The sequence below is a fragment of the Pseudomonas sp. p106 genome (genome assembly GCF_003936645.1).
Lineage (GTDB): Bacteria > Pseudomonadota > Gammaproteobacteria > Pseudomonadales > Pseudomonadaceae > Aquipseudomonas > Aquipseudomonas putida_E.
On the sequence record NZ_RHQR01000008.1, the window covers coordinates 1 to 18,732 of the forward strand.

Annotated in this window: 19 protein-coding genes; 7 read left to right on the forward strand and 12 right to left on the reverse strand. The window is 61.7% G+C overall.

Going from position 1 to position 18,732, the window contains the following annotated elements; translation table 11 throughout:
- Positions 1–139: 139 nt before the first annotated feature.
- Positions 140–1,003, reverse strand: coding sequence for a universal stress protein (locus EGJ09_RS12060; protein WP_115275507.1), 864 nt, complete (start codon positions 1,001–1,003; stop codon positions 140–142).
- Between the two features lie 154 nt (positions 1,004–1,157).
- Between EGJ09_RS12060 and EGJ09_RS12065 the strand changes: the two genes are divergently transcribed.
- Entirely contained in the window at positions 1,158–1,775 is a 618-nt protein-coding gene (locus tag EGJ09_RS12065) for a tRNA-(ms[2]io[6]A)-hydroxylase (RefSeq protein WP_119687457.1), read from the forward strand.
- Positions 1,776–1,809: 34 nt separating this feature from the next.
- Here EGJ09_RS12065 and EGJ09_RS12070 read toward each other — a convergent pair whose 3' ends face one another.
- The gene (locus EGJ09_RS12070) at positions 1,810–2,130 is read right to left on the reverse strand and encodes a YqjD family protein (RefSeq protein ID WP_115274327.1); all 321 of its coding nucleotides are present in this window, start codon (positions 2,128–2,130) and stop codon (positions 1,810–1,812) included.
- 125 nt (positions 2,131–2,255) lie between these two features.
- Here EGJ09_RS12070 and EGJ09_RS12075 point away from each other — a divergent pair, with 125 nt between their 5' ends.
- A complete protein-coding gene (locus EGJ09_RS12075; protein ID WP_012315267.1) occupies positions 2,256–2,519 on the forward strand; it encodes a hypothetical protein in 264 nt (87 codons plus the stop codon).
- Positions 2,520–2,533: 14 nt separating this feature from the next.
- Here EGJ09_RS12075 and EGJ09_RS12080 read toward each other — a convergent pair whose 3' ends face one another.
- Positions 2,534–3,022, reverse strand: coding sequence for an LEA type 2 family protein (locus EGJ09_RS12080; RefSeq protein WP_125923906.1), 489 nt, complete (start codon positions 3,020–3,022; stop codon positions 2,534–2,536).
- A 264-nt stretch (positions 3,023–3,286) separates the two neighbouring features.
- On the opposite strand from EGJ09_RS12080, the gene EGJ09_RS12085 reads away from it, so the two are divergent.
- From EGJ09_RS12085 to EGJ09_RS12100, 4 genes are all read left to right on the forward strand, one after another.
- Positions 3,287–3,616, forward strand: coding sequence for a hypothetical protein (locus tag EGJ09_RS12085; protein WP_125923907.1), 330 nt, complete (start codon positions 3,287–3,289; stop codon positions 3,614–3,616).
- A gap of 12 nt (positions 3,617–3,628) precedes the next feature.
- A complete protein-coding gene (locus EGJ09_RS12090; protein ID WP_046788276.1) occupies positions 3,629–4,777 on the forward strand; it encodes a PQQ-dependent sugar dehydrogenase in 1,149 nt (382 codons plus the stop codon).
- 118 nt (positions 4,778–4,895) lie between these two features.
- Positions 4,896–6,002: a cell division protein ZapE gene (gene zapE, locus EGJ09_RS12095; protein WP_125923908.1), complete on the forward strand. Its 1,107-nt coding sequence runs from the start codon at positions 4,896–4,898 to the stop codon at positions 6,000–6,002.
- A gap of 12 nt (positions 6,003–6,014) precedes the next feature.
- Positions 6,015–6,593: a DinB family protein gene (locus EGJ09_RS12100; protein WP_115274330.1), complete on the forward strand. Its 579-nt coding sequence runs from the start codon at positions 6,015–6,017 to the stop codon at positions 6,591–6,593.
- A 24-nt stretch (positions 6,594–6,617) separates the two neighbouring features.
- Here EGJ09_RS12100 and EGJ09_RS12105 read toward each other — a convergent pair whose 3' ends face one another.
- From EGJ09_RS12105 to EGJ09_RS12140, 8 genes are all read right to left on the reverse strand, one after another.
- Complete coding sequence (locus EGJ09_RS12105; RefSeq protein ID WP_125923909.1) at positions 6,618–8,582, reverse strand: DNA topoisomerase III; 1,965 nt, start codon at positions 8,580–8,582, stop codon at positions 6,618–6,620.
- Positions 8,583–8,846: 264 nt separating this feature from the next.
- Positions 8,847–9,281, reverse strand: coding sequence for a GNAT family N-acetyltransferase (locus EGJ09_RS12110; RefSeq protein WP_012315260.1), 435 nt, complete (start codon positions 9,279–9,281; stop codon positions 8,847–8,849).
- On the reverse strand, positions 9,274–10,440 hold the full coding sequence (locus EGJ09_RS12115; protein WP_039604938.1) for a cupin domain-containing protein: 1,167 nt from the start codon (positions 10,438–10,440) through the stop codon (positions 9,274–9,276). The genes EGJ09_RS12110 and EGJ09_RS12115 overlap by 8 nt, the downstream gene beginning before the upstream one ends.
- Positions 10,441–10,521: 81 nt before the next feature.
- Positions 10,522–11,892 (reverse strand): adenylosuccinate lyase, encoded by a 1,371-nt coding sequence (gene purB / locus EGJ09_RS12120; RefSeq protein ID WP_046788271.1) that lies wholly within the window; start codon positions 11,890–11,892, stop codon positions 10,522–10,524.
- A gap of 191 nt (positions 11,893–12,083) precedes the next feature.
- Positions 12,084–12,710, reverse strand: a complete 627-nt coding sequence (hflD, locus tag EGJ09_RS12125) for a high frequency lysogenization protein HflD (RefSeq protein ID WP_046788270.1) — start codon at positions 12,708–12,710, stop codon at positions 12,084–12,086.
- Complete coding sequence (gene mnmA / locus EGJ09_RS12130) at positions 12,707–13,831, reverse strand: tRNA 2-thiouridine(34) synthase MnmA (protein WP_115274332.1); 1,125 nt, start codon at positions 13,829–13,831, stop codon at positions 12,707–12,709. Before mnmA ends, hflD begins: the two co-directional genes overlap by 4 nt.
- Before the next feature lie 59 nt (positions 13,832–13,890).
- Positions 13,891–14,331: an NUDIX hydrolase gene (locus EGJ09_RS12135; RefSeq protein ID WP_046788268.1), complete on the reverse strand. Its 441-nt coding sequence runs from the start codon at positions 14,329–14,331 to the stop codon at positions 13,891–13,893.
- A gap of 95 nt (positions 14,332–14,426) precedes the next feature.
- Positions 14,427–16,652 carry an NADP-dependent isocitrate dehydrogenase gene (locus EGJ09_RS12140; RefSeq protein ID WP_115274333.1) on the reverse strand — a complete coding sequence of 742 codons (2,226 nt, stop codon included), beginning with the start codon at positions 16,650–16,652 and terminating at the stop codon, positions 14,427–14,429.
- Between the two features lie 416 nt (positions 16,653–17,068).
- On the opposite strand from EGJ09_RS12140, the gene icd reads away from it, so the two are divergent.
- Positions 17,069–18,325 (forward strand): NADP-dependent isocitrate dehydrogenase, encoded by a 1,257-nt coding sequence (gene icd, locus EGJ09_RS12145; RefSeq protein ID WP_012315253.1) that lies wholly within the window; start codon positions 17,069–17,071, stop codon positions 18,323–18,325.
- 70 nt (positions 18,326–18,395) lie between these two features.
- Here the strand turns inward: icd and cspD are convergent, their stop codons facing one another.
- The gene (cspD, locus tag EGJ09_RS12150) at positions 18,396–18,647 is read right to left on the reverse strand and encodes a cold shock domain-containing protein CspD (RefSeq protein ID WP_046788266.1); all 252 of its coding nucleotides are present in this window, start codon (positions 18,645–18,647) and stop codon (positions 18,396–18,398) included.
- Positions 18,648–18,732 lie beyond the last annotated feature (85 nt).

The window sequence follows — 18,732 nt, forward strand, 5'->3', positions numbered from 1 at the left end:
GAACTCAGTAGTGAAACGATGCATCGCCGATGGTAGTGTGGGGTTTCCCCATGTGAGAGTAGGTCATCGTCAAGATTCATTTCGCAAAACCCCTATCTGCGCAAGCAGGTAGGGGTTTTGTCTTTGTGCGCAAAAATTTCTAGCCTCGGGCCAATTCAGCCAGGTGCGCGATCCCCTCTTCACTTTTAAGTACCAGCACATCACCTACCAGCGTATCGAGCACGACTTCAGAGGTATTGCCAATCAAGGCACCTGAGATGCCCGTGCGCGCGACAGTGCCAATGACCGTGACCACTGCATCGAGCTTCTGCTCGGTATGAGGTATCAGCACATCCGCAGGGCCCTCTGCGACATGCAGGCGATCTTCGCTGATATCATATTCGGCCTGGAAAGCACTGCACGCCTCTCGGTAGCGTTTTTCGATGGTCTCACTGAGCTGGTAGACAGGATCGGATGCTGCCAGCATGGGGGAGGGATGCGCACTGATCACGTGCAGTTCACCTTTTGCCAGGCTGGCAATGTCATAGCCATGGTCGATGATGCTGGTATGCAGCCGCCGATGATCTTCGTCATCGTTACCGACATCCACTGCTGCCAAAATCTTGCCTCCCGTCCAGGGCCGCTCGCTCTTGACCATCAACACGGCGCAAGGGCACTGGCGCAGAAGTTTCCAGTCACTTGGCGTCAGCAATGCCTTGCGCAGGGGGTTGTCCGGCCGGTGTTCCTTGATCACCAGGTCACAGCCTTCAGCCTGCTGAACGGCGATGATCGACTCGTGCAGGGTCTCGTTCCAGTTCTGTTCATGAGAGACGTTATCGTAGCCATCGTCGTGTAGCTGACTGCCAAGCAGGCTGAGTAGTGCACTGTGATCCTGTTTTTTGTCGCACATGAGCAGGTGCAGGCGCGCACCGGTTACGCCGGCTATAAGCTTGGCACGGGTCAACGCACGGCTATGGGCATGATCGGGATCGAGTACCACTAGAATGCTACGGACAGCTTGCATGGGCATGAACTCCCCTCAAAAGATGGTGGCCTATGCCTGACTATAGTAGGCGAGCCTTGCGTCGCCGCTTGATGTACATCAAGCATAGCCACTGGCGCTCATGATTGGCGCCGGTATAATCGCCCGTCCTGCCTGCTGTGTGTGGTTGTACGTTATGTCCCTGATCCCCGAAATCGATGCCTTCCTAGGTTGCAAGACTCCAGACGCCTGGATCGAAGCGGCCATCGCCGACCAGGAAACCTTGCTGATCGACCACAAGAACTGTGAGTTCAAAGCTGCCAGCACTGCGCTGAGCCTGATCGCCAAGTACAACACCCACCTGGACCTGATCAACATGATGTCGCGCCTGGCCCGAGAGGAACTGGTACATCATGAGCAGGTTTTGCGCTTGATGAAGCGCCGTGGTGTGCCTTTGCGGCCAGTGTCGGCAGGGCGCTACGCCTCTGGCTTGCGTCGCCTGGTACGTGCCCATGAGCCAGTCAAGCTGGTGGATACGCTAGTGGTAGGGGCATTTATCGAAGCACGCAGCTGCGAACGCTTTGCAGCATTGGTCCCGCACCTTGATGAAGAGCTCGGCACTTTCTATCACGGCTTGCTGAAAAGCGAAGCGCGTCACTACCAGGGCTACCTGAAACTCGCCCATCAGTATGGTGATGAAGCAGATATAGCCCAGCGGGTTCAGCAGGTGCGCGATGCGGAAGCGGAGTTGATCCTGTCTGCTGACCAGGAATTGCGTTTCCACAGTGGTATTCCGATGGCGCAGGCCGCCTGATTTGAAGCAGCCGGCACTACGCCTGGGGAACGGTTTAGTGACGGCGGCCTAGCAGCAGGCCAATTACCAGGCCAAACCCGGCAGAAACCGCAACGGTCTGCCATGGGTGGCCGCCGATATAGTCTTGGGTTGCGTCTACTACCGGTTGTGCCTTGGCGCGCACCTGCCCGGCCGCCTCTCGAGCCTGGCGAAGTTTCAGGCTGACCTGCGCGCGCAGCGTGTCGGCTTCTTCACCTACCAGAGAGGCGCTGTCGTTGAGCAGCTTCTCCGACTCTTCGATCAATGCCTGCAGCTCACTGAACACCTGATCCTTGATCTGCTCGCTGTTAGCTGCAATGGCTGATTTTCGGGCCATGAACATGTCCTCGTCGATAGGGGGGTAAGCAATGGATGCCGGTGCGCCGGGAAAGTTGCGCCAGCTTAGCGATGAAGCAGCACTACGGTGTAAGATAGCGGCCATTTCAACTGGCAGGTACTTTCATGAGTTTCAATCTGGCCAACAGGAGCTTCGAGGAACGGGCACAGATCGAGGCAGAAAAGGCGCGGCTGTTCGAATTGTGGCAGAACAACCTGGGCAAGGCGAAGGGCGACGCAGCTCGGCTGATTTCGGAAAAGCCGCGCCGCAAGGGCAAATGGGCCGAATGGGTACGTGCCGAACTGGACGGCATGTCGCCGCCTGAATACGCCAGCATGGTACGCAGCGAGGTCAACAAGATGATGGCCGCCGCCAGCACCAACCGTTGATGATCCGCAGCCTGTCACCAATACAGGTTGCCCCCTTTGGGCAGGTCCAGCTTGCCCTCATCGGTGAAGCGCACGGTGCCCAGGGGGCCCCCAGCCAGTTTCCCGCGCAGTACATAAGGCATCCCTTGTAGCGAGTCGAGTTTGCTCAGACCATAGGCCTGGCGCAGGAATGCAAAAGCCGTGACGCTCACCGGTACCACCACCACCGCTTCACTGTAACGGCCAATATGCCCCTGCTGGTCGCTAACCCCAGAGGCCAGTGCCTGGCCATTGACCTCCAGATTCAGCGCGATGCCGTTGTAGTCGACTGGGGCCTCGTTAGGATTTTGTACACGCATCTTTACCGCCATGCGCATCTCCAGTTCTTGCCCCGCCAGTGGTTCGATGCCGATCACGCTGATGTTCAGCGGGTCGCGCGCCTGCAACAAAGCGCAGGCATTTAACACGCCAGCCAGCAGCAAGACCAGCGATAGTCGGGCGTAGCGTTGCAAAGCGGCAGTCATGCAAATGGACCTTGCCAATGGAAACTGGCCTTAAGTGTGGCAAATGTAAGTCAGTGTTGAAAGCAGCGGTTCTACTTCTGAGGATGCCGCTATCTCAACCTTCGAGCATCGAAGGCCCATGCCTGGCATAGTCTGCAAGGCGAGCAGGGCTGCCTGAGGTTCATACTGAAACATCACGAATCGCATTCACCCTTTTTCTGCGAACGCCTCGCGCCTTACGCTATCAAACGCATGAGGCGCACCTTTTCGTACACGAGGTGGAGTATGAATCTTATATTGCCAGCCCTGGCCGTCGGCTTGTTGCTGGGCTTGTCTGCACAGGCGGCGCCCGTGCAGCCCTTGCTGCTCGCTGCCAGTAACAACAACCCCTACAACAGCCCGATCCAGCGCGCCAACCCCAACAGCCGCCAAGGCAGCCAACCTGTCACACCACCGGTGCGCGGCCCTTCTACCCAGCCCATCCAGCGCACACCTTCCCTGGACAACCGCGGCATCGGTAATGGTGAAAATCTGCGCCGCCAGCAGCAGACGCCGAATCTGGAACCCACCCGCCCACCGCGTGACACCCGGCGCGCGCGCCCTGAGTACCACTGAAAGGAATCCTGCATGATCAAAGCTACCTGGCTGACCACGCTTACCGCTGCCACACTGCTGCCACTGCTCGCGCACGCCGCCGCCGAGGAGCACTTCCCCAGCGAGGAGGGGCAGGTAACCGTCAGCACCGTGGCCGACGGCTTGCGCAACCCTTGGGCGCTCGCGTTCCTGCCAGGCGGCAAGGATATGCTGGTGACTGAACGCTCCGGTAACCTGCGTGTGGTCAATGCCGAAGGCAAGGTCGGGCCCCCCATAAGCGGGGTGCCCAAGGTCTGGGCAGAGGGCCAGGGCGGTCTGCTCGATGTGGTGTTGTCACCCGAGTTTGCCCAGGACCGTACCGTATACCTGTCGTATGCCGAAGAGGGCAGTGATGGCAAGGCCGGCACTGCCGTTGGTCGTGGCCAACTGTCCGAAGATCGCGCACGCTTGGAGAACTTCGACGTGATCTTCCGTCAGCAACCGAAGCTTTCGGTGGGCAATCACTTCGGCTCGCGCTTGGTGTTCGATCGCCACGGCTACCTGTTCATTGCGCTGGGCGAGAACAACCAGCGCCCCACGGCGCAGGACCTGGACAAGCTGCAGGGCAAAATCGTGCGCATCCTGCCCGATGGTGAAGTGCCCAAAGACAACCCCTTCGTCGGGAAAAAAGCAGTTCGCGCCGAGATCTGGTCATTCGGCCACCGTAATCAGCAGGGGGCGGCCCTCAATCCTTGGACCGGTAAGCTCTGGACCCACGAACATGGCCCCCGCGGCGGTGACGAGATCAATATCCCGCAGGCGGGGAAGAACTACGGTTGGCCGATCGCCACCCACGGCATCAACTACTCGCTGATGCCGATCCCTGAGGCCAAGGGCGAACATGTCGACGGTATGGTCGACCCGCATCATGTTTGGGAAAAGTCCCCAGGCATCAGTGGCATGGCTTTTTATGACAGCCCCACGTTCAAGGCCTGGGACCACAATCTGTTCATCGGTGCGCTGGCTACCCAAGAGCTGATTCGCCTGCAGCTAGAGGGCGACAAGATCGTCCATGAGGAGCGCTTGCTAGGGGACTTGAAGGCGCGAATCCGCGATGTGCGGGTTGGGCCGGATGGCTACCTGTATGTGCTCATCGATGAAAAGGACGGGTCGCTGCTCAAAGTGGGTCTGAGCGAGGGCTGAAAGCGATTCCGGGCTTTACCGGCCCTATCGCTGGCAAGCTGCCTCGCTAATTGCAAGCGCGGTGATGCATGAGTGGGCGCAGGCTTGCCGACGATGGGGGCCTTAAACATAATGCTGCATGGCATTTGACCCCAAAACGCTCTATCAGCAGGCCCTTGCCGATCAAGGCTACGTCCCCGACCCGCAGCAAGCGCAGGCCGTCAATGCCTTGCAAGCCTGTTTCGAAGCCCTCGAGCGGGGCAGTCCCGCCCAGGGGCTTTACCTGTGGGGGCCGGTCGGCCGCGGCAAGACCTGGCTCATGGACCTGTTCCACCGCTGCCTGAGCATTGCCGCCCGGCGTCAGCACTTTCACCATTTCATGGCATGGGTCCATCAGCGGCTGTTCCAGCTCAATGGCACCGCCGATCCGTTGCAGGCTCTTGCCCAAGAGCTGGCAGGGCAAATCCGCGTGCTGTGCTTCGACGAACTTTTTGTCAGCGACATCGCAGATGCAATCATTCTCGGCCGCCTGTTCCAGGTGTTGTTCGATCATGGCGTGGTGGTGGTTGCCACCTCCAACCAGCCGCCGCATCTGCTGTACCAGGACGGTTTCAACCGCGATCGTTTTCTGCCGGCCATCACCGCCATCGAACGGCACATGCAGGTCCTGGCGGTGGCAGGCGAGCAAGACCATCGTCTTCACCCTGGGGCCGCACACCAGCGCTACTGGGTGGCTGAAGCTGGTAAGGCAAAGGCGCTCGAGGCGGTTTTCAAGCAGCTCAGCCCCGACGATCCGGGCAGTGCGCAGCCGTTCGCAGTGGGTTCACGGCAAATCCAAGTGATCCGGCGTAGCAGCCAAGCGATCTGGTGTCGCTTCGCCGACCTGTGCGAGCAACCACTGGCGGCGATGGAGTTCATGGCGCTGTGCGATCAGTTCTCGGCAATCCTGGTCGAAGGCATTCCAGCCCTGAGCGGCGAGCAGCGGGCCGGGCGTATTGCCCGTGGTACCGAGCATGGAGTCGCGCGGGTAGAGGCGGGGGATCGGCAACTGCCAGCGCTGGCTGCCAAGGATGACGCCGTCCGCCGCTTCATTGCCCTGGTCGACGAATGTTACGACCGTAGGGTGGCGCTGTACCTTGAGGCGCAGGTTCCGCTCGAAGCGCTCTACACTCAAGGGTATCTGGCGTTCCCGTACCAAAGGACCCTGAGCCGGCTACGGGAGATGCAACTGCAACGCTTCGCCTGAAGGAGCCGAACCATGGAGCCGCTGTCGCATCATCTGCTGACCCAGGCCTACAACAATGGCTGGGCCAATCACCGCCTGTACAAGGCCTGCCTGCAACTGACCCAGGACGAGTTCGTCGCGCCTCGGTGCAGCTTCTTCCCATCGATCAAGGCCACCCTCAACCATTTGCTGACGGTGGACTGGTTCTACCTGCACATGCTCGAGTGCGAGCAGCGTGGCGAGGCGCCTGAGCCCGACGGCGAACGCTTCTTCGAGCCGGAGCAACCTTTTGCCACATGCACCGACCTGCACGCCGAACAGGCCCAGGCTGACCACCGGCTGATCGCCTACTGCAGTGTGCTGAGCGACGACCAGCTATCGCGCTACGTGAGTATCGTAAGGCCCGACCGTGTGCAGCGTGAACAGCGGTTGCGCTTGCTTGCCCACCTGTTCGAGCACCAGATCCATCACCGTGGGCAGGTCCATGCCATGCTCAGCGATACAGCGGTGCGACCGCCCCAGCTGGATGAGTTCTTCTGTGAGGAAGAGGCCGGTTTGCGGGCGCATGATTTTGCCGAGCTTGGCTGGAGCGAGGATCGCGTCTGGAGGTGATGCCGTGCTGTTGTGGATGGCTATTCAGTTGGGGGCCTTGCGCCGAGGCTGCCGTGCCTTGCTGCCCATGGCCTTGGCGCCGTTAGCTGCAGGCTTGCCTTTGCCCCCGCTCCTGCGCTTTTTCTTCCACGGCGCCGCCTTGCCCACCGCTGGCCCGTTTATTGTCATGCGCATGCCGCTGCAGCGCTCGACCAGCTTGCCCATCCATGCCGACTGCCGCGCCACGAAGTCCTCCAGGCTCATTTCACCACTTTGCACCATGTCCAGCGCCTGCTCCCAGATTGCCGTGGTACCTGGGTCGGCGATGGCGCGTGGCACTGCGTCGATCAGGCTGAAAGCCGCTGGGGTGGCGGCCAGTGCCTTGCCGTTCTTGACCAGGTAGCCGCGGTCGAGCAGGCCCTGGATGATGCTGGCACGGGTCGCCTCGGTGCCGATGCCGGTGGTTTCCTTGAGCTTCTGTTTCAGCCGCGGGTCGTCCACCAGTTTGGCGACGTTCTTCATGGCCTTGATCAGGTCGCCTTCGGTGAAGGGTTTGGGCGGTTGGGTCCACAGGTCTTTCAACTGCAGGCCCTGCACCGAGCAGTCCTGGCCCTCACGCAACGTTGGCAGGACTTGCGCCGGCGGCGCTTCGCGGCCTTTGGCCGGGGCCAACGCTTCTGGTAATGCGCGACGCCAGCCCGGCTCCGCGATCTGCTTGCCCACGGCGCGCAGTGCATGGCCTGCACAGTCGAACTCGGCCTGGGTTCGATCGTACTCGTGGTTGGGTAGGAACTGGGCCAGGTAACGGGCACGGATCAGGGTATAGACCGCCCTGTACTTGGCTGGCAAGCGTGACGGGTCGCTGGCGGCCGCGGTAGGGATGATGCCGTGGTGCGCGGTGACCTTGGAATCGTTCCAGGCCCGCGAGCGGCGGTGCGGCTCAAGGTGCGCTTGCAACGGCGCCAGGCTGCTATCGGCGCGCTGTAATGCAGTGAGGATTGCCGGCGCTTCGCTGTGTTGGCTGACCGGCAGGTAACCGCAGTCGCTTCGTGGGTAAGTGATCAGCTTGTGGGTTTCGTACAGGGCCTGGGCAATGTCGAGGGTTTCCTGGGCGCCAAGGCCGAACTTCTTTGAGCACAATTCCTGCAGGGTGCCGAGGTCGAAGGGCAGGGGTGCTGCCTCGCGTACGCGTTCGGTGGCCACCTTGAGCACCCGTGCAGTGCGGGCGTTGCCGATATCTGTTGCAGCCTGTTGGGCCAGCGCCTGGTTAAGGCAGCGCCCATGGTCGTCGCAGGTATCTTGCGGTGCTCGCCATTGGGCGTTGAAGCCAATGTTGGCATGCTCGAGTTGCACGTCGATGGCCCAGAACGGTAGCGGTACGAAATCAGCGATGCTACGGTCGCGGTCCACCACCAGGCGCAGGGTGGGTGTTTGTACCCGGCCAACGGGTAGTACACCCTGATAGCCGGACTGGCGGCCCAACAAGGTGAAAAGCCGGCTCATGTTCATGCCGATGAGCCAGTCGGCGCGTGAGCGGCCCAGCGCCGAGTGATAGAGGTTGAAGGTATCCTGCCCCGGCAGCAGGCGTGCCAGCGCCTTGCGAATCGAGGCATCGTCCAGAGCGGACAACCACAGGCGCTGAATGGGCCCACGGTAGCGACAATGCTCGACTAGCTCGCGGGCGATCATTTCGCCTTCGCGGTCGGCATCGGTGGCGATTACCAGTTCGCGTGCTTCGCCGAGCAGGCGCTTGACGGCCTTGAACTGGCTGGCAGTCTTGGGCTTGACCAGCATCTTCCACTTTTCCGGAATGATCGGCAGGTCGGCGAGGTTCCAGCGCTTGTAGCGTTCGTCGTAGCTGTCGGGCGGAGCGGTTTCCAACAGGTGGCCGATGCACCAGGTGACGCAGACGTCGGTGCCTTGCCAGCAGCCGTCGCCCCTGCGGTGGGCGCCAAGGATCTTGGCGATGTCTTTTGCCTGGGAGGGTTTTTCGCAGAGGAACAGGCGCATGGCCGGGACGCTTTATCGAGGGTGATAGGCAGTAGGATGCGCAAGCGGGGGCGCGGTGGCAAGTTTTATCTGGATGGATGTACAGGTTTGTTATTGCATGGTTTACCCAAACAACGCAGTTGCCGTAGGAGCGGCCTTGCGTCGCGAAAGGGCTGCGAAGCAGCCCCGACGTTACAGACGGCGCTGCAATAAGCCCGGGGCCGCTGTGCGGCCCTTTCGCGACGCAAGGCCGCTCCTACACGGGTTTAGCGCAAGTTTGAAGCTTCAGGCGATCTCGCGGGAGTCGCGCACCATGTCCACATGCGGGATGCCGGCTTCGAGGAATTCCTCGCTGACCACGCGAAAGCCCAGCCGCTCATAGAACGGCGTGGCATGCACCTGAGCACTCAGCATCTGCTGCTTGAGGTCGCGGTTCTGTGCCTCAAGGATTACCGCATTGACCAGCGCGTCGCCAACCTTCAGCCCGCGCCAGTCCTTGAGCACCGAGATGCGCCCGATGGTGCCGTCCGCCAGCAGGCGGGCCGTGCCAATAGGGTAATCACCTTCCAGCGCCAGAAAGTGCAGCGCGTCCTGGTCTTCCGAATCGAACTCCAGCTCCGGCGGAATGTGCTGTTCGGCGACGAACACCGCTTCACGGATACGACGGATATCGGCGTTATCTTTCTGCCAGTCGGCGAGGCGCACACGAATCTTATTCATTGGCGAATCCCAAGCTTCCTTGTTTGATCAATTGCTGTACCAGCATAAGGCCATCTTCATCCTCCAGCCACTGCGCAAGGTTGTCGATGTGTAACGCGTCGGCGGCACAAACCAGCTTCAGCAGCTCGCGCAGTTTGGCTGGCAACGGGCAGCTGCGGCCGCTGGCGAACAGCATCAGGTCGTCGCCAAGCTCCGACCAGGCCATGCGTGCGCTTGGGTTGCGGATCAGGATAGCGCCATCTTCGAGCGCTTCGATCAGCTCCTGCTCGTCCAGTTCTTCACCGACGACCTGCTCGGGGTAGCGCGGCTCGGTCATGAACTGGCCGAACCAGGTCAGCAGCAGGTCCTTGTCGTTCATGTGCTTGTCGAGCAGGCCCTTGAGGCGGTCGAGGGCGTCGTGCTGGATCTGGTGTGGGTCGCTGGCAGGCTCGGCGTCGGCGTCGCTGTAGCGCTCCTCGTCCGGCAGGAACTGGCCGAGGAAGTCTGTGAAGTGGGTCAGCACTTCGGCGGCACTTGGGGCGCGGAAGCCGACCGAGTAGGTCAGGCAGTCGTCCACGGCTACGCCGTAGTGGGCCAGGCGCGGTGGCAGGTAGAGCATGTCGCCTGGCTCCAGGGTCCATTCGCCGCTCTGTTCGAATTCGGCGAGGATGCGCAGGTCGGCATGGTCCAGCAGCGGGCTGTCGCTGTTGCACATCTGGCCGATCTTCCAGTTGCGCTGGCCGTGGCCTTGCAGCAGGAACACGTCGTAATTGTCGAAGTGCGGGCCTACGCTGCCACCGGGGGTGGCGAAGCTGATCATCACGTCGTCGATGCGCCAGCTTGGCAGGAAGCGGAAGTGCTCCAGCAGTTCGGCCACTTCCGGTACGAACTGGTCGACGGCCTGAACCAGCAGGGTCCAGTCCTTTTCAGGCAGGTCGGCGAAGGTGTCTTCGTTGAACGGGCCGCGGCGCAGCTCCCACGGGTGGGCGCCGTGCTCGAGCACGATGCGCGACTCGACTTCCTCTTCCAGGGCCAGGCCGGCCAGCTCGTCGGGGTCGATCGGGCTTTCGAAGTCCGGGAATGCCTGGCGCACCAGCAGCGGCTTCTTCTGCCAGTAGTCGCGCATGAATTCGCGGGCCGAGATGCCGCCGAGCAACTGCAGTGGAGTATCAGGATTCATGTTCAACCTATTGAAAAAACGTAATTTTCGTCCGGGAATAAAAACGCCCGGCCAGGCCGGGCGTTGAAGGCGACGCTCAGCTTAGATGCGTTTGGCCTGCGCTGCGGCGTTACCGATGTAGCTGGCAGGGGTCAATTGCTTGAGCTCGGCCTTGGCTTCGGCTGGCATGTCCAGGCCGTCGATGAAGGTCAGCAGCGCTTCTGGGGTGATGCCCTTGCCACGGGTCAGCTCTTTGAGCTTCTCGTAGGGGTTCTCGATGTTGAAGCGGCGCATCACGGTCTGGATTGGCTCGGCGAGGACTTCCCAGCAGGCGTCCAGGTCGGCGGCGATACGCGCGGCGTTGACTTCCAGCTTGCCGATGCCTTTCAGGCTGGCTTCATAGGCGATGACGCTGTGGGCGAAGCCCACACCCAGGTTGCGCAGCACGGTGGAGTCGGTCAGGTCACGCTGCCAGCGCGAGATCGGCAGCTTGCTGGCCAGGTGCTGGAACAGGGCGTTGGCGATACCCAGGTTGCCTTCGGAGTTCTCGAAGTCGATCGGGTTGACCTTGTGCGGCATGGTCGACGAGCCAATTTCGCCAGCGACGGTCTTCTGCTTGAAGTAGCCCAGCGAGATGTAGCCCCAGACGTCGCGGTCGAAGTCGATGAGGATGGTGTTGAAGCGGGCGATGGCGTCGAACAGCTCGGCGATGTAGTCGTGCGGTTCGATCTGGGTGGTGTAAGGGTTGAACACCAGGCCCAGTTCGTCTTCGATGAAGGCGCGGGCGTTTTCTTCCCAGTCGATCTGCGAGTAGGCCGAGAGGTGGGCGTTGTAGTTGCCCACGGCGCCGTTGATCTTGCCCAGCAGCGGCACGGCGGCCACTTGAGCGATCTGGCGCTCCAGGCGGTAGACGACGTTGGCCAGCTCTTTGCCCAGGGTGGTCGGCGAAGCCGGCTGGCCGTGGGTGCGCGACAGCATCGGCACGTCGGCGTGGGCATGGGCCAGGGCACGAATGGCTTCGGCGATCTGACGCATCAGCGGCAGCAGCACGTCGTCGCGGCCAGCACGCAGCATCAGCGCGTGGGACAGGTTGTTGATGTCCTCACTGGTGCAGGCGAAGTGGATGAATTCGCTGACCTTTGCCAGCTCAGGCAGTTGCGCAGCCTGCTCCTTGAGGAGGTATTCGATCGCCTTGACGTCATGGTTGGTGGTGCGCTCGATTTCCTTGACGCGTTCAGCGTGCTCGAGCTTGAAGTCGGTGGCCAGGCCGTCCAGCAGGGCGTTGGCTTCAGCGGAGAACGCCGGCACTTCGCCAATTTGCGGGTGAGCGGCCAGGCGCTGCAGCCAGCGCACTTCGACCAGGGCGCGGAAACGGATCAGGCCGAATTCGCTGAAAATGGGGCGCAAGGCCTGGGTTTTGCCGGCATAACGGCCGTCTACAGGGGAAACCGCAGTGAGCGAAGAAAGCTGCATGGGGTGTTCTCGGACAGTCAGGCTTTTGGAAGGGCGCATATGATACATGAAAAATGCCTGTAGGAGCGGCCTTGCGTCGCGAAAGGGCTGCGCAGCGGCCCCCAAATCGCCGCCCCAGCATAGATTGCCGGGGCCGCTGCGCAGCCCTTTCGCGACGCAAGGCCGCTCCTACCGAGGGTTCAGCGCCGCCTTCAGGAAGGTGTGCGCATCATATCGTACAGTTCGTTGAGCAACTTGCGCCGGCTGAACACCAGCTGCCAGCGATGCCCGCCCAGCTGGCGCCACAGGCGTGCGGCGCGGATGCCTGCCAGCAGCAGGGCGCGGATCTTCGACGCGTTGCTGGCCTGCTGCAGGAAACGCATGTCGCCATGCACCTGAATGCGCTGGCGCAGTGTGCTCAAGGTGTCCTGATACAAGGCGCCGCTGGAGGCGATGACGTTTTCGTGAACCAGGCCGAAATGGTCGGCCTGTGACTGGATTTGCGGCAGGCGGTTGCCGATGGTGTCGAGCAGGTCGCCACGCTTGTTCAGCTGGCGTTCCAGCCCGAGCATCGACAGCGCATAACGCAGCGGTTCGCGCTGCAGGCTGCTGGGGTCGCGCTCCAGGGCGCCGACCAGGGCACGATAACCGTCGCGCAGGTTGAGGTCGTCGCCACCGAATACCTCCAGGGTGTCCTTGGGGTCGCGCACCAGCAGGCTGCCCAGCATGCAGCCGATATCGGCCTCGCTGGCCTGGCCGGTGCGGGCGATGCGGTCGACCAGCACGGCGGCCTGAAACACCCCACCCAGGGCAATCAATTGCTCCTGCAGTTTGCTCATGCGCGCGGGCTCCACGGCTCGGCCGTCTCGATCACGCCGCCGCCCAGGCACACCTCGCCGTCGTAGAACACTACCGACTGGCCAGGGGTAACGGCGCGCTGTGGCTCGTCGAACACAGCGCGGTAGCCGCTTTCGGTCAGCTCCAGGGTGCAGCGCTGGTCGCTCTGACGGTAGCGCACCTTGGCAGTGAGCGTACGCGGGCTGCTGAGGTCGATCGGGTTGACCCAGAAGATCTCCGAGGCGAGCAGGGCGCGGGAGAACAACCAAGGGTGTTCGTTGCCCTGGCCGACCACCAGCACATTGCGGGTCAGGTCTTTGTGCAGCACGTACCACGGCTCGTCGCCGGCGTCTTTCAAGCCCCCGATGCCCAAGCCCTGGCGCTGGCCGATGGTGTGGTACATCAGGCCGTGATGGCGGCCGATGACTTCGCCGTCGGTGGTCTGTATCTCACCTGGCTGGGCCGGCAGGTACTGCTTGAGGAAGTCGCTGAAGCGGCGCTCACCGATGAAGCAGATACCGGTGGAGTCCTTCTTCTTGGCAGTGGCCAGGCCGTGCTTTTCGGCGATGGCGCGAACCTCGGGCTTTTCCAGTTCGCCGACCGGGAACAGGGTGCGGGCGATTTCCTTGCCGCCGACGGCATGCAGGAAGTAGCTCTGGTCCTTGTTCGGGTCCAGGCCCTTGAGCAGTTCGGTGATCGCGCCGGTGTCGCGGCGGCGCACGTAATGGCCAGTGGCGATCAGGTCTGCACCCAGCGACAGTGCGTAGTCGAGGAACGCCTTGAACTTGATTTCGCGGTTGCAGAGGATGTCCGGGTTGGGTGTACGGCCGGCCTTGTACTCTTCGAGGAAGTGCTCGAAAACGTTGTCCCAGTATTCGGCAGCGAAGTTGGCGGTGTGCAGTTTGATGCCGATGCGGTCGCACACGGCCTGGGCGTCTGCCAAGTCTTCACGGGCAGTGCAGTATTCGGTGCCGTCGTCCTCTTCCCAGTTCTTCATGAACAGACCTTCCACCTGGTAGCCCTGCTCCATGAGCAGAAGGGCGGAGACGGAAGAGTCCACGCCGCCGGACATGCCGACGATGACGCGGGTCTTGGCGGGGTCTTTGAGTGCTGGGCTGGTCATGGCTACCGATGTGTATCAAGGGGGAAAAGCGCCGAGTCTACCAAACCCGAGGCTGCGCGTCAGTCGCGCAGCAAATCAAGGCTATGCAGCGGGCCTGCAAGGTAGTCATCCAGGCAGCGTGGTACCAGCTCGCTGCGCCAGCGGTCGGGGGCAGCCAACAGTTCCTCGCGGGTGAGCCAGACGGCACGGACGATGTCGCTGTCCAGCGCAAGGTCGGCGTGGTGGTGCACGGGGCGTGCGGCAAAGCAGATGCGCTGGTAGGTCACGCCGTTGCTGGGTGCGGTGTACAGGTAGATGCCGACCACGCCGGTAAGCTCGACTTCCCAGGCGGTTTCCTCCAGGGTTTCGCGCAGGGCGGCCTGGGGCAGTGTTTCGTTTGGCTCCAGGTGGCCGGCGGGCTGGTTGAACACGTGCTGGCCGGCTTTGAACTCTTCGACGAAGAGAAATTTGCCTGCGTGCTCGACGATGGTGGCGACGGTGATGTGGGGTTGCCAGGACATGGGCATTTCCTATGGTTGGCGCGGGCGCGTCTGTGCTTCAGAAAGCACAAACCCCGGTGCGTGGCCGGGGTTTGTGCTGTTACCTCAAGCGAGCCTTACAGGGCGGCAATGGCGCTGTTCAGGGTCTGGCTTGGGCGCATCACCTTGGCGGTCAGCTCGGCATCCGGAGCGTAGTAGCCACCGATGTCGGCCGGCTTGCCCTGCACGGCGTTGAGCTCGGCGACGATGGTCGCTTCGTTCTCGGCCAGGGTTTTTGCCAGTGGTGCGAAGCGCGCCTGCAGGGCGGCGTCGTCAGTCTGGGCGGCCAGCGCTTCTGCCCAGTACAGGGTCAGGTAGAAGTGGCTGCCACGGTTGTCGATACCACCGACTTTGCGCGAAGGCGACTTGTTGGTGTCGAGGAACTTGCCGGTGGCCTGGTCCAGGGTGTTGGCCAGGACCTTGGCGCGCGGGTTGTCGTAGGTGTTGCCCAGGTGCTCCAGGGAAGCGGCCAGGGCCAGGAATTCACCCAGCGAGTCCCAACGCAGGAAGTTTTCTTCAACCAGCTGCTGCACGTGCTTGGGTGCCGAACCGCCAGCGCCGGTTTCGAACAGGCCGCCGCCGTTCATCAGCGGCACGATCGACAGCATCTTGGCGCTGGTGCCCAGCTCCATGATCGGGAACAGGTCGGTCAGGTAGTCGCGCAGCACGTTGCCGGTCACCGAGATGGTGTCCTTGCCTTCGCGGATGCGGGCGAGCGAGAACTTGATGGCGTCGACCGGCGCCAGAACGCGGATGTCCAGGCCTGCAGTGTCGTGATCCTTCAGGTACTTCTGCACCTTCTCGATCATCACGCCGTCGTGGGCGCGGGCTGGGTCCAGCCAGAACACCGCCGGGGTGTCGCTCAGGCGGGCGCGGTTGACGGCCAGCTTGACCCAGTCCTGGATCGGCGCGTCTTTGGTCTGGCACATGCGGAAGATGTCACCGGCTTCGACGTTCTGCTCCAGAACGACCTTGCCCTTGCCATCGACCACGCGCACGACGCCGTCAGCCTTGACCTGGAAGGTCTTGTCGTGGGAGCCGTACTCTTCGGCCTTCTGTGCCATCAGGCCGACGTTCGGTACGCTGCCCATGGTGGTCGGGTCGAACGCGCCGTTGGCCTTGCAGTCTTCGATGGTGGCCTGGTAGATGCCGGCGTAGCAGCGGTCCGGGATGATCGCCTTGGCATCCTGCAGCTCGCCAGCGGTGTTCCACATCTTGCCCGAGTCACGGATCATGGCCGGCATCGAGGCGTCGACGATCACGTCGCTCGGCACGTGCAGGTTGGTGATGCCTTTGTCGGAGTTGACCATGGCCAGGGCCGGGCGCTCGGCGTACAGGGCCTGGATGTCGGCTTCGATCTCGGCCTGCTTGTCGGCTGGCAGATCCTTGATGCGGGCATACAGGTCACCGATGCCGTTGTTGGCATTGAAGCCCACTTCGGCCAGCGCGGCAGCGTGCTTGGCCAGCACTTCGCCGTAGAAGGCTTCGACGATGACGCCGAACATGATCGGGTCCGAAACCTTCATCATGGTGGCTTTCAGGTGCACCGACAGCAGCACGCCGGAGGCCTTGGCATCGGCGATCTGCTCGGCGATGAAGGCTTTCAGTGCCTTGCGGCTCATGGTTGCGCAGTCGATGATTTCGGCGGCTTTGACGGCGGTCTTTTCTTTCAGCACGGTGGTGCTGCCGTCTTTGGCGACCAGCTCGATGCGCAGGCTGTCGTCAGCCTCGATCAGTGCGGCCTTTTCGCTGCCGTAGAAGTCGCCTTGGGTCATGTGGGCAACGTGCGACTTGGAGTCGGCGGCCCAGGCACCCATCTTGTGCGGGTGCTTGCGCGCGTAGTTCTTGACCGACAGCGGTGCGCGGCGGTCGGAGTTGCCTTCGCGCAGTACCGGGTTCACGGCGCTGCCCTTGATGCGGTCGTAGCGCGCGCGGGATTCTTTTTCTTCCGCGGTGGCCGGCTCGTCGGCGTAGTCCGGGATATTGAAGCCCTTGCCTTGCAGTTCCTTGATCGCGGCCTTGAGCTGCGGTACCGAGGCGCTGATGTTCGGCAGCTTGATGATATTGGCTTCAGGTGTGGTAGCCAGTTGGCCCAGTTCCGCCAGGTGATCGCCTACCTGCTTCTCGGTGCCCAGTTGCTCCGGGAATGCCGCGAGGATGCGGCCAGCCAGGGAAATGTCGCGAGTTTCGACGGCGATGTCAGCCGAAGCGGTGAAAGCTTCGACGATCGGCAGCAGCGAGTAGGTGGCGAGGGCGGGGGCTTCGTCGGTGAAGGTATAGATGATCTTGGAACGGGTGGGCATGCGGGTTAACTCTCTATGTGCTGAGCGTACTCGAGTCTCGAGGTGCGCAGGGTAGGCGCTTCGCCCTGGCGACGCCATGAGCGGAAAGTCGAGAGGCTGCGAGCGGTGATGGTGGATGCATCAGTCGAGCGTCAAGTGCTGAACTGCGGTAACAGCCCAGGCTTTTTGGCCAGTTACTGGCCGAGGGCGAGCCGCATTTTCCTGGGATTCGCCCCGATGACCCTTCGGTCGCGGCGCAGTATATCAAACCAATCGGGCTATTCAGCAAGGCGAAGTGACATCGGCGCCATTTATAAGACCAAAGACGTAGCGGCAATGTGGCGTGATGTCGCAGCGCTTGCAGGTCGGCAGATGTGGTTTAGGCTCAGTGGGATCGCATGATGTCCAATCACACCCGAAAGCGGAGTAGTGCAAGCATGGGATACCAGAAAATCAAGGTTCCGACCGACGGCGCCAAGATCACCGTCAATGCAGACCATTCGCTCAACGTGCCCGACAACCCCATCATTCCCTATATCGAAGGCGACGGCATTGGCGTCGATGTCTCACCGGTGATGATCAAGGTGGTGGACGCTGCCGTGCAGAAGGCCTACGGCGGCAAGCGCAAGATAGCCTGGATGGAAGTATACGCCGGGGAGAAGGCTACCCAGGTCTATGACCAGGACACCTGGCTGCCCCAGGAGACCCTGGACGCGGTGCGCGACTATGTCGTATCGATCAAGGGGCCGCTGACCACTCCGGTCGGCGGGGGCATCCGTTCGTTGAATGTGGCGCTGCGCCAGCAACTTGATCTCTATGTGTGCCTGCGGCCGGTGCTGTGGTTCGAAGGCGTGCCTAGCCCGGTCAAGAAACCCGGCGATGTCGACATGGTGATTTTCCGCGAGAATTCCGAGGACATCTACGCCGGTATCGAATGGAAAGCCGGCTCGCCCGAAGCGAACAAGGTCATCAAGTTCCTCAAGGAGGAAATGGGCGTCACCAAGATCCGTTTCGACCAGGACTGCGGCATCGGCGTCAAGCCGGTTTCCCGCGAGGGCACCAAGCGCCTGGTGCGCAAGGCCCTGCAATACGTGGTGGACAACGACCGTGAGTCGCTGACCCTGGTGCACAAGGGCAACATCATGAAGTTCACCGAAGGTGCCTTCAAGGACTGGGGTTACGAGGTGGCCAAGGATGAGTTTGGCGCCGAGCTGCTCGATGGTGGCCCTTGGATGAAGTTCAAGAACCCCAAGACCGGCCGCGAGGTCATCGTCAAGGACGCCATTGCCGACGCCATGCTTCAGCAGATCCTGCTGCGCCCGGCCGAGTATGACGTGATTGCCACCCTTAACCTCAACGGCGACTACCTGTCCGATGCACTGGCGGCGGAAGTGGGTGGGATCGGTATCGCGCCAGGCGCCAACCTGTCCGACACCGTGGCCATGTTCGAGGCCACCCACGGCACGGCGCCCAAGTATGCCGGCCAGGACAAGGTCAACCCGGGCTCGGTGATCCTCTCTGCAGAGATGATGCTGCGCCACATGGGTTGGACCGAGGCGGCCGACCTGATCATCAAAGGCACCAATGGCGCGATCGGGGCCAAGACGGTTACCTACGACTTCGAGCGGCTGATGGAAGGCGCGAAGCTGGTGGGTAGTTCAGGCTTCGGCGACGAAATGATCAAGCATATGTGAAACAATTGAAAACCGGCCGCCCCTGTTAAGTGGGGCGGCCGGTTTTTCGTATGCCGACGCAAAGCAGGGATCAGGCTTCAGCGGTCGATGATTGCGAGGCTCCTGTTGAGGTGCTGGCAACAGCGTTGGCGATCTCGGTCGCATGCAGGCCCTTGGGGCCCTGCACGATCTCGAAAGTCACGGCTTGTCCGGCCTTCAGGGTTTTGTAACCGTCCATCTTGATCGCCGAATAATGGGCGAACAGATCGTCGGTTTTGCCGTCTTCATTGATGAATCCGTAGCCCTTGGCATTGTTGAACCACTTGACTTTACCGCTTGCCATCCCTATGTCCCTCTGCAAAGGACTCCATCACTGGAGTATCATCCACTTCATCCGCATACGAACCTTGCGAAAAATCTGGTTGACT